Source organism: Murinocardiopsis flavida (assembly GCF_003014485.1).
Classification (GTDB): domain Bacteria; phylum Actinomycetota; class Actinomycetes; order Streptosporangiales; family Streptosporangiaceae; genus Murinocardiopsis; species Murinocardiopsis flavida.
Genome location: NZ_PYGA01000008.1, coordinates 197,338 through 212,360 on the forward strand (window position 1 = coordinate 197,338; position 15,023 = coordinate 212,360).

The window sequence follows — 15,023 nt, forward strand, 5'->3', positions numbered from 1 at the left end:
GTGCCCCTCGTGCTCGCTCGGCCGGTCGCGGCGGCCCGCGTTCCGGCGTCCGGCCGGTGCCACAGTGGCCGGTTCCAGTTTATGTCCAACAGGCGAAAACTTGTGGCAGCTTAACATGATGCCCATGGGTGGCATAGGGGTAGGTCTGGACGACGACAGCGCCGCTCTGGACACCGGTGCGGCGGTCTCCGCGCACGAGGTCCTGGCGGTGGTCCTCCAGATCCGGCACGACCGGCTGAGCGTGCTGCTGTGGCGGCGCGCGCTCCCGCCCTGCGAGGGGCTCTGGGCGCTGCCCGGCGGGCGCCTGGGCGGGACCGAAGGGCTCGACGAGTCCATCCGGCGCCAGCTCGCGCAGAAGGTCGACGTCCGCGACCTCACCCACCTCGAACAGCTGGAGACCCGCGGCGAGCCCGACCGCCACCCCCGCGGCCGCACGCTCGCGACCGCCTACCTGGGGCTCATCCCCGCCGACATCGACCCGGCGACGCCCGACGACACCGAGTGGCACCCGGCGTCGGACCTGCCCGCCATGGGCTTCGACCACGCCGCCATCGTCCACTCGGCCCGCCGCCGCCTGCGCGCCAAGCTCTCCTACACCAACGTCGGGTTCGCGCTCGCGCCGCCCGAGTTCACCATGTCGGAACTGTCGCGCTACTACCGCGCGGCGCTCGGCCACGACGTCGCGGCGACCAACCTGCGCCGGGTGCTGCTGCGCCGCGGCCAGATCGAGGAGACCGGGGAGTCCGTTCCGTCGGGCCGCTCCGGCGGCCGTCCCGCCGCCGTTTTCCGCTTCCGGGTGCGCCGCATGGAGATCACCGACGCGTTCGCCGTGCTCCGGCCGCCCTCCGACACCTGACGGGCCGCCGGTCCGGCCTGTGTTAGCTTCCCCTGCGTGGCTATTAACGCGGTGGTCTTCGACGTCGGCGAGACCCTGATCGACGAGACGCGGATCTTCGCCCGCTGGGCCGACCGCCTCGGCGTGCCGCAGCTCACGTTCTTCGGGATCCTCGGCGGGGTGCTCCAGCAGGGGCGGCCGCTGATGGACGCCTTCCACCTGGTCGACCCCTCCTTCCGGTTCGAGGCCGAGATCGCGCGGTGGCGGGCCGAGGAGCCCGGCTCGCTGCGCGAGGGCTTCGACGACGCCGACCTGTACCCCGACGTCCGCCCGGCCCTCGACGCGCTGCACGCGGCGGGGCTGCGCGTGCTCATCGCGGGGAACCAGCCCGTCGAGGCCGGCCCCGCGCTCGCCGCCATGGACCTGCCGGTGGCCGGGGTGTACCTCTCGGAGGTCTGGGGGGTCGAAAAGCCCGACCCCGAGTTCTTCACCCGGGTCGAGGCGGCCGCCGGCCTGCCGGCCGCGGAGATCCTCTACGTCGGGGACCGCCTCGACAACGACGTGCTGCCCGCCCAGCGGGCCGGCATGCGCGCCGCTCTGCTGCGCCGGGGGATGTGGGGCTACCTGCACGCCGAGAGCGCCGAAGCCCGCCGCGCCGACCTGGTCGCCGACGGCCTGGCGCCGATCGCCGCCTGGATCGCGGCCGAGAACGCGCGCTGACCGGCACCGGCGTGTCACGCCCGCGTATTCCCTACCGTATAGGTAGAATAGACTTGGCGATGGTCTGGTCTTATGCCCATTCCTGTGGGAAAGTGCCACCTCAAACGACCTAATCGGCGGTTCATCCGCGGGCCGCAATTAAGGACCCGACCAGTCCCATGATCACCTTCGAGCGCGTCTCCAAACGCTTCCCCGACGGCACCGTGGCCGTCGCCTCCCTCGACCTGGAGATCCCGACCGGCCGGACCACCGTGTTCGTCGGCCCGTCGGGGTGCGGCAAGACCACGTCGCTGCGGATGATCAACCGGATGGTGGATCCCACCGACGGTGTGATCAGCATCGACGGTGCCGACGTCCGCGGCAAGGACCCCGCCGAGCTGCGCCGCACCATCGGCTACGTCATCCAGCAGGCCGGGCTGTTCCCGCACCGGACCATCATCGACAACATCGCGACCGTGCCGTTCCTGCTCGGCTGGTCCAAGGCCAAGGCGCACGCCCGCGCCCGCGAGCTCATGGAGCTCGTCGGCCTGCTGCCCGAGCAGGCGCGGCGCTACCCGCACCAGCTCTCCGGCGGCCAGCAGCAGCGGGTCGGGGTGGCGCGGGCCCTCGCCGCCGACCCGCCGGTGCTGCTCATGGACGAGCCGTTCAGCGCGGTCGACCCCGTTGTGCGCGCGAGCCTCCAGGAGGAGCTGCTCCGCTTGCAGGCGGAGCTGCACAAGACCATCGTCTTCGTCACACACGACATCGAGGAGGCGGTCAAGCTCGGCGACTCGGTCGCGGTGTTCCGGCCCGGCGGCCACCTCGCGCAGGTCGATCACCCCGAGCGGCTGCTCGCGGTCCCCGCCGACGATTTCGTCGAGGGGTTCATCGGCTACGACCGCGGCGTGCGCCGGCTGTCCTTCTTCCGCGCCGACGCCCTGCCGCTGCGCTCCGACATCGTGCTCGGCGAGGAGGACACCGTCGCGCGGGCCCGCGAGACCGTGCGGGCGCACGGCGAACCGTGGGTGCTCGTGGTGCACGCCGACCGCACCCCGAAGGGCTGGCTCGGCGAGCCGGCGCTCACCGCCGCCGAGCCCGACGCCCTCCTCGGGTCACTGGCGACCGACCCCTACGGCCACGTGTTCAGGGTCGCCGAGGACTCCCTGCGCTCCGCGCTGGACGCCTCGGTGCTGTCGCCGGCCGGGCGCGCCGTCGGGGTCGACGCCCAGGGGCAGGTAGTCGGGGTCGTGGCCCAGTCCGAACTCGGCTCGGCCATCTGGTCGGTCGGCGGCGAGGAGTCCGACCCCGCCGAGCGGGGGGCGGTGGGGTCCGATGGGTGATCAGCCGCTCATCGACGTCGACTGGATCCTCACCAACCTCGGCGATCCCATCGGGACGTCGCTGCTGGAGCACATCAAGCTGTCGTTCCTGCCGATCCTGTTCGGGCTGCTCCTCGCGCTGCCGCTGGGGGTGCTGAGCGCCCGCTGGAAGCCGCTGTACCCGCCGGTGCTCGCCGGGGTGAACATCCTGTACGCCATCCCGTCCATCGCGCTGTTCTTCCTGGTGCTGCCCTACACCAGCTTCAGCATGTGGACCGCCGTCATCCCGCTGACCCTCTACACCCTCGCCATCCTCGTCCCCAACGTGGTCGACGGCCTCGGCCAGGTGCCCGACCACGTCCGGCAGGCGGCCACCGCCATGGGGTTCGGCCCCATGCGGCGGCTGCTCCAGGTCGACCTGCCGGTGGCGGTCCCGTTCGTCATCGCGGGGCTGCGCATCGCCTCCGTCGCCACCATCAGCATGGTCAGCGTGGCCTCGCTGGTGGGGCTGGGCGGGCTCGGCCAGCTCATCCTCACCGAGGGCTTCCGCAACTACAAGTTCCTCACCCCGATCCTCGTCGGCATCGTGCTGTCCGTCGCGCTGGCGTTCCTGGTCGACGGCCTGCTCGTGCTGCTCCAGCGCTGGCTGACCCCGTGGACGAGGGACGACTCCCGCAAGGCCGCGCGCGCCGCGGCCCCGGCACCGGAGGGCGACCCCGCATGAGCCCCTTCGAACAGGTCCTGAACTGGTTCCTCGACCCCGCGAACTGGGCGGGCACCGGCGGCATCCCGATCCGGTTCCTGGAGCACATCCAGTACTCCGCGCTCGCGCTGCTCATCGCCGCCGTCATCGCCATCCCCGTCGGGCTGCTCACCGGCCACACCGGACGCGGGGGGTTCGCCGCGGTCAGCGTCGCCAACTTCGCCCGCGCCCTGCCGACCATCGGCGTGCTCTTCGTCGTCGTGGTCCTCGCGGGCATCAACCTGATCCCCGTGATGGTGGCGCTCGTCGCCCTCGCGATCCCGCCGATCCTCGTCAACACGCACGAAGGCGTCCGGGGGGTCGACCCGCTGCTCAAGGACGCCGCGGTCGGCATGGGCATGCGCGGGCCCGAGGTCCTGCGCCGGCTCGAACTGCCCGTCGCCATGCCGCTGATCCTGCTCGGCCTGCGCACCGCCGCCATCCAGGTGATCTCCACCGCGACCATCGCTGCCTACGTCGGGGTCGGCGGGCTCGGCCGCTTCCTGGTCGACGGCCAGTCCCAGGGGCGCGGCAACTTCGCGATGATCGCCGGCGGCTCGGTGCTGGTGGTCGTCCTCGCGATCCTGGTGACCGTCCTCTTCGCGGCGGTCCGCCGGTTCGCCCTCGCTCCTGGGCTGCGCCGGTGACCCGGCCGGCCCGCCGTCCGTCGGCGCCATCCGCGCCACCACAGAAGAGGGTTGTCCCAATGCGCACATCCACCCGGCTCGTCGCCGTGTCCGTCCCGCTGGTCCTCGCGCTCAGCGCGTGCGGCGGCAGCGACCCCTACGCCGACAAGGGCGGCGGTTCCGGCGGGGACGCCGACATCGTCATCGGCTCGGCCGACTTCCCCGAGAGCACCCTGCTCGCGAACATCTACGCCAAGGCCCTGGAGGCCGAGGACATCGGCGTCGACACCCAGTTCAACATCGGCAGCCGCGAGGTCTACTACGACCAGATCGAGGCGGGCGAGCTGACGGTCTTCCCCGAGTACAACGGCGCCACCCTGGCCTACCTCGACCCCAAGGCGGCCCCCGGCACCACCGAGGAGACCAACAAGGCGCTGAAGAAGGAGTTGCCGGAGGGCCTGGAGATCCTCGACTCCTCCAAGGCGGAGAACAAGGACTCGGTCACCGTCACCAGGGAGACCGCCGACAAGGAGAACCTGAAGACCCTGGAGGACCTCAAGGACCCGGCGGGCGACCTGGTGCTCGGCGGGCCGCCGGAGTTCGCCGAGCGGACCCAGGGCGTGCCGGGGCTCAAGGACGAGTACGGCATCGAGTTCAAGGACTTCCGCTCGCTCGACGTCAACCTGCTGCCGCAGGCCCTCAAGGACGGCGACATCCAGGCGGCGAACCTGTTCACCACCGACGCCGCCATCATCGCCGAGGACTTCGTGGCGCTGGAGGACCCCAAGAACCTGTTCGGCGCGCAGAACGTCACCCCGCTGGTCTACAGCGAGAAGGTGGACGACAAGGCGCGCGGCGTCCTCGACGACGTGTCGGCGAAGCTCACCACCGACACCCTCGCCGAGCTGAACGAGAAGGTGGTCCTGGAGCGCGAAGGCGCCGACAAGGTCGCCGAGGAGTGGTTGAAGTCGGCCGACCTGGTCTGACCGGCCAATAGTCTGACCGGCCAATAGGGAGAACGCGCGGCCACCCTCCGGCCCCACAGTCGGCGGGTGGCCGCTACCTCGCGCCCGGTGGGGGGAAGCCCCGCACGCACCAGACCCTCCCGGTGCACGGCTTCGTCTGCGGAGGGAGCCGCCGGCCGGTCCGGGCCGGCAGCCGAGTCCACCGTGCGCCGGTTCCATTGGACCCCGCCGGGGCCGGGCGCGACAGTAGCGCGCGCGATGCACGATGGGCACGCACAGTGCCCGAACAGTGACCTCTCTAGAGAGTTTGGATCACTGCGGGCTGCGGTACCGGCCGCCGTACCGCAGCAGCGGCGGACCCGGCGGGCCCGGGGCGTCGGCCCCGCCGACCGCCTCGACGGACGCGAAGTACACGACGTGGTCGCCGGTGCTCTCCGGGTCGGCCATGCGGCGCAGCACGGCGCATTCGAGTACGGCGGGCGCCGCGTCGAGCAGCAGCGCCCCGCTGTGGTCGCCCCGGTGGTGCGCCTCGCGGGCGAGCAGCAGCCGGGCGCTGGGGCGACCCTCGGCGGCGAACCGGCCGGCGATGGCCTTCTGCCCCGCGCCGAGGACGTTCACCGCGAACCGCCCCTGCCGGTCGATGACCTCGGTCAGGTAGCTGCTCTCGACCACGGCGAGCATGACGATGGGCGGGTCGGCGCTCACCGAGGTGAGCGAGGTGGCGGTGCTGCCGATGTCGTCGCGGTCGTCGCGCACCGTGACGACCGCGACCCCGGTGGCGAAGCAGCTCATGGCCTCGGTGAACGCCCCGGCGCCGATGCTCAACGGACCTCCCATGACCCCGGCAGGACCAGGGGGCCGGCCGCCGGCAGGCCGAGGCGGGCGGAGACGTCGGCCAGCGGCCCCCAGCCGCTGAGGCGCATCCGCGCGAGCGCAGCGGTCCGGTCCTCGCTGGACTCCACCGGCAGCAGGCGGTCGAGCGGGGTGGTGCGCGGATAGGGTCGCAGCGGCGCCGAGGACGGCAGCCCGGCCCGCGACCGGGCCCGCCGCACCGCGGCGTCGAGCCCGCCGAGCTCGTCGACCAGGCCCCGCTCGAAGGCGTCCTTTCCGGTCCACACCCTGCCGCGGGCGACCTCGTGGACGTCCTCGCGGCTCATGCCGCGCGCGTGCGCGACCTTCGCCGTGAAGTCGTCGTAGATGTGGTCGAGCATCGCGTTCACCCGTTCCCACTCCGACTCGCTGAACTTGCGGTCGGTGCCGAACATGCCCGCGTGCCGGGCGCCGTCGACCCGGTCGCTGCCGACGCCCAGCTTGTCGAGCAGGCCGGTGAGCACCGCCTTGCCGACGAACACCCCGATGGACCCCGTGATGGTGCCGGGCTGCGCGACGATCGTCCCCGCGCCGAGCGCGACGAAGTACCCGCCGGACGCGGCGACGTCGCCCATGGACACCACGACCGCGGTGCCGGCCTCCTCGGTGAGCCGGACCTCGCGCATGATGACGTCGGAGGCGACATAGGAGCCGCCGGGGCTGTCGACGCGGAACACCACCGCCCGCACGGCGGGGTCGCGGCGGGCGGCGCGGAAGGCCGTCGCGAGCGTCTCGGAGCCCATGGCGGTGCCGCCGCCCAGCGGGGCGCGCCTGCTGCGTCCGCTGACGACCTGGCCCACGCCGGAGATGAGCGCGACCTGCCCGCCGCCGCGGCGCACCGACGGCACCCGGTCGGCGAGGGAGTGCAGCCGGTGGTAGCGGGCGACGTACTGGAGGTGCGGCGCCGCGGCGCCGTCGGCGGGCCGGAACCGGTCGAACAGCTCGCCGTAGACCTCGTCGCGGTAGCACAGGCGGTCGACCAGCCCCGCCTCCAGCGCCTCGGCCGCGAGGAACGGGCCGCGGTCCATCAGGGAGCGGACCTCCGCCGCCGTCGTCCCGCGCGCCTCGGCGATGCCCTCGGCGAACTGCTCGGTGAAGGACGCCACGATGCGCCCGGTGGCCTCGCGGTGCGGCGCGGTCATGCCCCGCTCGGTGAAGGTGTTCGCCGCGGTCTTGTACTCGTGCCGCGCCCCGCCCTCGTACTCCACGCCGAGCCTGTCGACCACGTCGCGGAAGAACAGGTTGCCGACGTTGATGCCGGTGAGCCCGACAGAGCCGGAGGGCAGCAGCGCGATCTCGGAGAACGCGCAGGCCAGGTAGTAGTGGACGGTGCCCGGGCCGAACTCGCCGAACGACTCGCTCCACGCCACAGTGGGCTTGCCGGCCTGGCCGAAGACCTGGACGGCCGACCGCAGCTCCTGCACCTTCGCCAGGCCGATGGGCTGGCCGCCGACCTTCGCGACGAGGGCCTTGACCCGGGGGTCGGCCGCGCCGCGGCGGATGCCCTCGACGACGTCGGACAGCCGCTGCCGCCGCATGGCCAGGATCTGGCCGATGGGGTCGGTGGGGGTCTCGTCGGCGAGCCCTTCGGTGAGGTCGACCTCAAGTATCAGCGGTGCGGTGCGGCGCTGGCGGATCCTCGACAGGCGGGCGATGCTCACAGACTCAACCATGGTGCCAGCGTAGTGTCCGCGGCCCCCCGCCGCCGGGACCGCGTGCGGCCCCGCCGCGCACCGCTCAGTGCCGCATGGCGCGCACCAAAGACGCCTCGGCGTCGTCGTTGTCGAGCGACCACAGGCTCAGCCCGCCGAGGCCGAGGTCGACGACGTAGGCGAGCTTGCGCCGGATCTGCTCGGGGTCGTCGTAGCTCCAGAACTCGTCGCCGTCGTAGAGCCACAGCGCGCCGTACTCGGTGTCGCGGAACCGCTCGCCGGGCCGGCGCGCGAGCGTCCGGTAGTCCTCGTCACCCGGCTCCCAGACCCCGGCGGCGACCGCTTTCGCGTGCTGGTAGAGCCCGTGGTCGGCGCTCGGCACCCCGTGCCAGCCGCGGCCGAACCCCGGCAGGCCCACCACGAGCTTCCCGGGGGAGACCCCCATCTCCAGGTAGCAGAGCACCCCGGCGTCGACGCTGAGCCGGTCGGGCGAAGGGTCGGCCGGGGGCGTGTAGAGCTGCGACGCGTGGTTGGTGGTGAGGTCCCAGTCGCCGCTGAAGTCGTAGCCCTGCACGATGCCGAAGTCGAGGTGGCGGAAGACCTCCGGCTCGATCCCCGCGATGGCGCGCCGGGGGTCGGCCGGCAGCGACGCGCTGATCTGGGCGGCCCGGCCGGTCCGCTCGGTGAACGCGTCGAGCCGGCGCCGGGTCTCGGCGAGGAGCAGCGTGAAGTTGCGGCGGTCCTCGGGGCGGTTCACGTTGTGCGGGTTGCCCTCGGTGGCCGGCCACTCCCAGTTGAAGTCGACGGCGTCGAACAGCCCCGCCGCGGTGCCCGGCCCGCCCTGCGGCTCGCCCGGCAGGATGGGCAGGTGCCCGTCGAAGTACAGCTCGACCAGCGAGGCGGCGAACGCGGCACGCGACTCCTCGGTCAGCGCCGCGTTGGACAGGTAGCGCGACGCGTTCCAGCCGCCGAAGGACACGCAGAGCCGCAGGTGCGGGTAGCGCGCCTTGAGCTTGCGCAGCTGGTTGAAGTTGCCGGCGAGCGCCTGGTCGTAGCGGTCGGGGCGGCCGTCGACGCTCTCGGCCGCCGTGAACCGCCGCTGGTAGTCGGCCCACGGGTCGCCTGTCGCGTCCTCGGTCATGACGCAGCGGCCGCCGGCGTCGAGCTCGCCGAAGGCGTACATGAGGTGGGTGAGGGACGCCGCCTGCCCGCTGGTGTGCACGTCGCGCGGCAGGTAGTTGCGGTCGTAGATGGCCCACTGCGGGAAGTAGCCGATCGATCGGCGGTTCCCGTCGGGAACCGGGGGTCTCGGCGGTCCGCTGTCCTGCACTCGGGCTTTCCTGCGCACCGGGGGTCCTCTCGCGCTGGGATCACGGGCCGCTCGCACGGCGGCCCCGCCGTCGGGTACGGAAAGCCAGATTCGCCCGCTATCGTCGGTGAGGTCAAGGCTCACGAGGAGGGGAATCGCATGTCTGGCAGGCCCGTTCGGCGCCGGACCACCCGTTTCCGGTGGTCCGCTGCCGCCGCGTTCGCGGTGCTCGCGCTCGCAGCGACGGCGTGCGGCGGCGAGGCGGCGACCGCCCCGACCCCCGACTCCACCTACGGCGGCGCCGTCGCCGCGGCGGAGGCACCCGCGCCGAAGGGCTACCGCCCGGCCGAGATCCAGGGCGTCAAGATCAACGTCCCCGACGACTGGGAGGCCGAGGAGAAGGACGGCCGGCTGTGCATGCGGCCTCCGGGCGAGAAGGGCTGCGGGTTCGGCTCCGTGGAGGTGCGGCCGCACGCCGCGAAGAACGACCCCGCGAAGTGGCCCCGCAAGGGCAAAGCGCACGAAGACAAAGACGGCTGGGCGGCGGCGCCCGACACCTGCCGCAGCCCCGGCACCATGGAGAAGGGCGACGTCGGGGTCGCGAAGGCCAAGCTCGACACCGGCGGTTTCACCACGCACGCCGACGGCCTGAAGTCGCATCACGCGGCGTGGACGGTCACGTGCGAGAACGACGACGTGTTCGAGGTGCGGCTGTGGTACCTGCCGCAGAGCGACGTCGCGGTGTACGTGCAGTCGGTCGACTCCCGGTTCACCAAGGTCTACGACGCCATCGCGAAGTCGATGGACATCACCGCGTACAAGAAATAGCCGCCGGACGCCAGGAGCCCCGGGGATCGCAGGGATCGCCGGGGCGGATACAGCAATTGTTCGGTTGTTCGGCGCTACAGTTCGTTGAGCTTCACTGCCTTGACGAACGCTGACCATTCTTCCGGCGTGAAGAACATCGCCGGGATGTTCAGGTTCTTGGAATCGCGTACTCCGTGGTTGCCGGTGAAGTCGGCGACCTCGACGCAGGCGGTCTGGTTGCGGCTGTAGCTGGCCGTCCGCCAGGCCTTACGGAGCTTCGATCCCGTTTCGGTCGTCACGTGTTCTCCCCCTAGAGTTCACTGATGATTTCGAGTAGCAGATTGCGAAGGAGGTCTCCCCCTACACCGGCCAGCCGGAGCAGATTGAAAATCGACTCGTGCTGGGCGATGTCCTCCTCGTTTTCGAGGAAGAGGTTGCTTCGCTCTCCCTCGATGTAAACGGTCGTCAGTCCGACACTCTTCAATCTCAGAATCATGAAGGTCTGCATGCACAGGCCGACATGAGCCCCGGCGCCGAATGGGATGACCGCGATGTTCAGCTTCGGCCATTCCATCGCTTCCAGCAGGTGCTTCAGCTGCTCCCGGAGGACCTTCGCCCCTCCGATCCGCTGCCGCAGGGCGGCCTCTCCCATGACCACCCAGATGTCGGGGCCGTCGTGGACGAATGCCCGCTGCTGGCGCGCCAGGCGCGCCTCCATCTGCTGATCCAGGTGGAGGTCCGGGCCGCCGCCGCGCGGAGCGGTGCCCCGGATGGTCTCCCTCGCGTAGTCCTCGGTCTGTAGAAGCCCCGTGATCAGGCTGTTCTCAAAGGTCTCGATGCCGCTCGCCGCGGCTTCCAGTCCGATGAAGGTCCCATAGCGCTGATCGAGGTCGAAGGGCTGCCACCAGCCCCGCTTGCCCGCTTGGCGGCGGAGTTCGACGAGGTCGGCGATCTCCCCTTCGGTGAGTTCATAGGACCGGAGCAGGTGCTTGAGGTCCTTCTCCCTCGGCACCCGCTCGGCCGCCTCCCAACGTCCGACGGCGGCGTTGCTGACCTCGATCAGCCGCGCCGCGTCGGTGCGTCGCAGACCGCGCCCTTCGCGCAGCCGGGTGAGCTCGCGGGCGAGCTGCCAGAGCGCGACAGTAGGGCTTCCGGTTGCCATGGAGTCACCTAGGGGGAATCGTCCATTCGGCAAGTAACCGGAGTTAGCTGCCGAGGATACTGACGGGGTTGACGCTCTTCACTATGACGGGTGGGGATGCGGTCACGCAGAGTTTTTCCGAAATCCGTCCATGAGCCCTATTCGGCCCCACGAACCCACCGCAAAGGGCCCACGTGGCGAAACATCCCGCAGTGCGGCGGGGGGCGGGCACGGCGATGCTGCGCCGAACCGCCCCGTCACCGGCATTTCGGCGGGACCGTCACCGCGCGCCGCCGTCCCCCGGAACCAGCCATACGGTCGCCAGCGGCGGCAGGGTGAGGACGGCCGAGGCCGGCTGGCCGTTCCACGGCACGGCCTCGGCGCGCACCTCGCGGGGCCGCTCGGCCCCGCTGCCGCCGAAGTCCGCGGCGTCGGTGTTGAGCACCTCGGTCCAGACACCGGTGGTCGGCAGGCCGATCCGCCGGTCCGCGTGCGGCGTCCCGGCGAAGTTCACCAGGCAGGCGAGGACGTCGGGGCCGCCGCCCGGCCGGGGTTCGCCGTTGCGCAGGAAGCTCAGGGTGTTGCCCGCGGAGTCGCCGCCGTCGAGCCAGGTGAACCCGCCGGGGTCGCAATCGCGGGACCACAGTGCCGAGGTACCGCCGTACACCCGGTTCAACTCGGCGACCAGCGCACGCACGCCCCGGTGGCCGGGGTGGTCGAGCAGCCACCACTGGAGGCCGTCGTCGTGCGACCACTCGTCGCCGTGCCCGAACTCGCCGCCCATGAACAGCAGTTGCTTTCCCGGGTGCGCCCACATGTACCCGAAGAGCGCCCGCAGGTTCGCGCGGCGCTGCCAGTCGTCGCCGGGCATCTTGTACAGCAGTGAGCCCTTGCCGTGGACCACCTCGTCGTGCGACAGCGGCAGCACGTAGTTCTCGCTGAACGCGTAGACCATCGAGAAGGTGATCTCGTTGTGGTGGTACTGCCGGTGGATGGGCTCATTGCGCAGGTAGGCGAGGCTGTCGTGCATCCAGCCCATGTTCCACTTGAAGCCGAACCCCAGGCCGCCGGAGTCGGTGGGCCGGGACACGCCGGGCCAGGCCGTGGACTCCTCGGCGATCACGGTGACACCGGGGTTGCGGCGGTAGGCCGTGGCGTTGACCTCCTTGAGGAAGTCGATGGCCTCAAGGTTCTCGCGGCCGCCGTAGGCGTTGGGCGACCACTCGCCGGACTCCCGCGAGTAGTCGAGGTAGATCATCGAGGCGACCGCGTCGACCCGCAGGCCGTCGATGTGGAACTCCTCCAGCCAGTACAGCGCGTTGGCGACCAGGAAGTTGCGGACCTCGGTCCGGCCGAAGTTGAAGATCATCGTGCCCCAGTCGGGGTGCTCGCCCCGGTGCGGGTCGGGATGCTCGTACAGCGCGGTGCCGTCGAAGCGCGCGAGCGCCCACTCGTCCTTGGGGAAGTGCGCGGGCACCCAGTCGAGCAGCACGCCGATACCGGCCCGGTGCAGCGCGTCGACCAGCGCCCTGAACCCGTCCGGGGAGCCGAACCGGGAGGTCGGCGCGTAGTAGGAGGTGACCTGGTAGCCCCACGACCCGCCGAACGGGTGCTCGGCCACCGGCATGAACTCGACGTGGGTGAAGCCCATCTCGCCGACGTAGGCGACGAGTTCGCTCGCGAGCTCGGTGTAGGACAGCCCCGGCCGCCACGAGCCGAGGTGCACCTCGTACACGCTCATGGGGCTGCGGTGCAGCTCCAGCGCCTTGCGCTGGGTCAGCCAGTCGTCGTCGCCCCACTGGTACCCGGAGGTGAACACCACGGAGGCGGTGTCCGGCGGGACCTGGGTCGCCGACGCCAGCGGGTCGGCCTTGTCGCGCCAGGCCCCGTCGGCGCCGAGGATCTGGTACTTGTACAGCGTGCCGTCGCCGATACCGGGCACGAACAGCTCCCACACCCCGCTGGAGCCCAGCGAGCGCATCGGGTGCGCGGTCCCGTCCCAGTGGTTGAAATCGCCGACGACCCGGACCCCTTGCGCGTTGGGCGCCCACACCGCGAAGGACGTCCCGGTCACCTCGCCCATGACGGAGGGGTAGCCGCGGGTGTGCGCCCCGAGGTGCCGCCACAGCTCCTCGTGCCGCCCCTCGCCGAGCAGGTGCAGGTCAAGGCCGCCGAGCGTGGGCAGGAAGCGGTAGGGGTCGTCGCCCGTGGTCTCGGGGCCGTCGGGGGAGTAGCGGACGGCGAGGCGGTAGTCGGGCGCGTGGTCGTCCGCGGCCTTCGGCAGCGCGGCGGCGAACAGGCCGTTGTGCACGTGCGGCAGTTCCACCCGGCCGCCGTCGGCGAGGACGGCGTGCACCGAGTAGGCCATGGGCCGCAGCGCGCGCAGCACCGTCCCCCTTGCCCCCGGATGCACGCCGAGGAGGGTGTGCGGGTCGTGGTGGCGGCCCTGGACGAGCCGGTCGATCTCGGAAAGGAGCGTGTCCGTCATTGGAATCCCGGATGCGTCGGAGCGAGGTTCGGGGGCGGTGGGGCGTGCGGCGCGGGGCCGGGCCGGTGCGGTGGCGCCGTGCGGGTCATCGGCGCTCAGCCCGCTGCCAGCGCCGCGATGGAGTCGAGCGGCACGCGCAGCCACGCGGGGCGGTTGCGCGCTTCGTACAGCACTTCGTAGACCGCCTTGTCGTACTCGAACGCGCGCAGCACCACCTGGTGCTTCTCCGGGGCGACACCGCCGCTGTCCTCGTAGCCGGCGCTGAACGCGTCGCGGTTGAGCTGCGCCCACGCGCGCGCCGGTCCGGCGAGGGCCTCCTCGTCGATGTGGCCGATGAGCTGGTGGCGGGCCGCGTAGTCGAAGGATCGGAGCATCCCGGCGACGTCGCGCAGCGGGCTCGACAGGCGGCGGCGCTCCTCGACCGGCGCCGCGGGTTCGCCCTCGAAGTCGAGCAGGATCCAGCCGGTGTCGGTGCGGACCACCTGGCCCAGGTGGTAGTCGCCGTGCACGCGCTGCACGGGCAGCGGGTCGTCGAGGTCGGCGAACGCCTGGAACGCGGCGCGCAACGGCGCGGCGTAGGGGCGCAGTTCGGGGACGTCGACAACGGCGAGGTCGAGCCGCCGCTCCATCGCCGCGGCGAGCAGGCGCACGTCGTCGGGGGCCAGGACATCGGTCGGCAGCGCGCGGGCGAGCGCGCGGTGCACCGAGGCGGTCGCCGCGCCCAGGCGGGCGGCTTCGCCGGAGAAGTCGCCGCCGGCCTCCTCGGGTGCCGCGCCCGGCGAGCCGTACAGGTCGCGCACGCTGGTGGCGGCGAGCACCCAGCCGTCGGTGGCGCTGCGCAGGTAGCGCTGCAACATCGCCAGTGTGGTCGGGACCGCCGGGCCCGGCCGCGGCCGCGGGTCGGCCCCCTCGGCCGGCGCCGGTCCGGTGCCGCGCTGCTCGGGGACCGCGCCGTCGGCGCGCACCCCCGCCTCGATCCAGCCGTGCGCCGGCGCGACGTGCCGGGACCCGGCGAGTTCCGTCGTGAGCTCCAGGTCGGGGTTCTTCCCCGGCCAGAGCCTGCGGAAGATCTTCAGCACGTACTCCTCGCCGAAGACGAGGGTGGTGTTGGACTGCTCCGCGGTCATGGCGATGCTGCGCAGCCCGGTGCGCACCGGTGCGCCGCCGATGCGGCGGAAGCCCACCGGGCCCGCGCCGTCGTCGGCGGCGATGCGCGCCAGCAGGTGCGAGGTGAGCTCGGCGTCGTGCGCGGCGTCGTAGGCGACGACGGTCGCCGACCCCGGCCCGGACCCCCGCCCGGGGGCGGCGCAGACGCCCATGGCCGCGTGCGCGAGGTCGGCGTCGAGGGTCGTTCCGGGACGCAGCCCGAGGAGCACCTGGTACCGGGCCGTCTCGCCGCGCTGGCTGACCGCGACCACCAGGATCCGGAGTTCCGGGCCGCCGCTGTCGGAGCGGTCGAGCACGGTGTGCGCCGACTCGATCCGCAGCGCCTCGACCGGCAGCCCCTTCCCCGCGAACCACCGCTGCCTCGGCACCCACGCTGCCAGAAGGTCCTCAAGCTGGGTCATGT

Annotated in this window: 14 protein-coding genes; 7 read left to right on the top strand and 7 right to left on the bottom strand. The window is 72.0% G+C overall.

Features of this window, described 5'->3' with window-relative positions; genetic code table 11:
• Window positions 1-124: 124 nt before the first annotated feature.
• The 6 genes from CLV63_RS13540 to CLV63_RS13565 all read left to right on the top strand — a co-directional run bounded on the left by CLV63_RS13540 (window position 125) and on the right by CLV63_RS13565 (window position 5,207).
• On the top strand, window positions 125-856 hold the full coding sequence (locus CLV63_RS13540) for an NUDIX hydrolase (RefSeq protein ID WP_211301290.1): 732 nt from the start codon (window positions 125-127) through the stop codon (window positions 854-856).
• A gap of 42 nt (window positions 857-898) precedes the next feature.
• A complete protein-coding gene (locus CLV63_RS13545) occupies window positions 899-1,555 on the top strand; it encodes an HAD family hydrolase (protein WP_106583404.1) in 657 nt (218 codons plus the stop codon).
• Between the two features lie 158 nt (window positions 1,556-1,713).
• Window positions 1,714-2,874 (top strand): ABC transporter ATP-binding protein, encoded by a 1,161-nt coding sequence (locus tag CLV63_RS13550; RefSeq protein WP_106583339.1) that lies wholly within the window; start codon window positions 1,714-1,716, stop codon window positions 2,872-2,874.
• Window positions 2,867-3,577, top strand: coding sequence for an ABC transporter permease (locus CLV63_RS13555; protein ID WP_106583340.1), 711 nt, complete (start codon window positions 2,867-2,869; stop codon window positions 3,575-3,577). Before CLV63_RS13550 ends, CLV63_RS13555 begins: the two co-directional genes overlap by 8 nt.
• Window positions 3,574-4,242 carry an ABC transporter permease gene (locus CLV63_RS13560; protein WP_106583341.1) on the top strand — a complete coding sequence of 223 codons (669 nt, stop codon included), beginning with the start codon at window positions 3,574-3,576 and terminating at the stop codon, window positions 4,240-4,242. The genes CLV63_RS13555 and CLV63_RS13560 overlap by 4 nt, the downstream gene beginning before the upstream one ends.
• Before the next feature lie 59 nt (window positions 4,243-4,301).
• Window positions 4,302-5,207 carry an ABC transporter substrate-binding protein gene (locus tag CLV63_RS13565; RefSeq protein WP_106583342.1) on the top strand — a complete coding sequence of 302 codons (906 nt, stop codon included), beginning with the start codon at window positions 4,302-4,304 and terminating at the stop codon, window positions 5,205-5,207.
• 291 nt (window positions 5,208-5,498) lie between these two features.
• On the opposite strand, the gene CLV63_RS13570 is transcribed toward CLV63_RS13565, so the two are convergent.
• The 3 genes from CLV63_RS13570 to CLV63_RS13580 form a co-directional block, all read right to left on the bottom strand.
• Window positions 5,499-6,023 (bottom strand): flavin reductase family protein, encoded by a 525-nt coding sequence (locus CLV63_RS13570; protein ID WP_106583343.1) that lies wholly within the window; start codon window positions 6,021-6,023, stop codon window positions 5,499-5,501.
• Entirely contained in the window at window positions 6,008-7,729 is a 1,722-nt protein-coding gene (gene sppA, locus CLV63_RS13575; RefSeq protein ID WP_106583344.1) for a signal peptide peptidase SppA, read from the bottom strand. Before sppA ends, CLV63_RS13570 begins: the two co-directional genes overlap by 16 nt.
• A gap of 64 nt (window positions 7,730-7,793) precedes the next feature.
• Window positions 7,794-9,038 carry a glycoside hydrolase family 18 protein gene (locus tag CLV63_RS13580; RefSeq protein ID WP_106583345.1) on the bottom strand — a complete coding sequence of 415 codons (1,245 nt, stop codon included), beginning with the start codon at window positions 9,036-9,038 and terminating at the stop codon, window positions 7,794-7,796.
• Window positions 9,039-9,176: 138 nt separating this feature from the next.
• On the opposite strand from CLV63_RS13580, the gene CLV63_RS13585 reads away from it, so the two are divergent.
• On the top strand, window positions 9,177-9,845 hold the full coding sequence (locus CLV63_RS13585) for a hypothetical protein (protein ID WP_106583346.1): 669 nt from the start codon (window positions 9,177-9,179) through the stop codon (window positions 9,843-9,845).
• 74 nt (window positions 9,846-9,919) lie between these two features.
• On the opposite strand, the gene CLV63_RS13590 is transcribed toward CLV63_RS13585, so the two are convergent.
• From CLV63_RS13590 to CLV63_RS13605, 4 genes are all read right to left on the bottom strand, one after another.
• Window positions 9,920-10,123: a DUF397 domain-containing protein gene (locus CLV63_RS13590; RefSeq protein ID WP_106583347.1), complete on the bottom strand. Its 204-nt coding sequence runs from the start codon at window positions 10,121-10,123 to the stop codon at window positions 9,920-9,922.
• Between the two features lie 11 nt (window positions 10,124-10,134).
• Window positions 10,135-10,986: a DUF5753 domain-containing protein gene (locus CLV63_RS13595; protein WP_106583348.1), complete on the bottom strand. Its 852-nt coding sequence runs from the start codon at window positions 10,984-10,986 to the stop codon at window positions 10,135-10,137.
• Window positions 10,987-11,245: 259 nt separating this feature from the next.
• On the bottom strand, window positions 11,246-13,453 hold the full coding sequence (glgB, locus tag CLV63_RS13600; protein WP_106583349.1) for a 1,4-alpha-glucan branching protein GlgB: 2,208 nt from the start codon (window positions 13,451-13,453) through the stop codon (window positions 11,246-11,248).
• A 95-nt stretch (window positions 13,454-13,548) separates the two neighbouring features.
• Complete coding sequence (locus tag CLV63_RS13605) at window positions 13,549-15,021, bottom strand: maltokinase N-terminal cap-like domain-containing protein (RefSeq protein WP_106583350.1); 1,473 nt, start codon at window positions 15,019-15,021, stop codon at window positions 13,549-13,551.
• Window positions 15,022-15,023 lie beyond the last annotated feature (2 nt).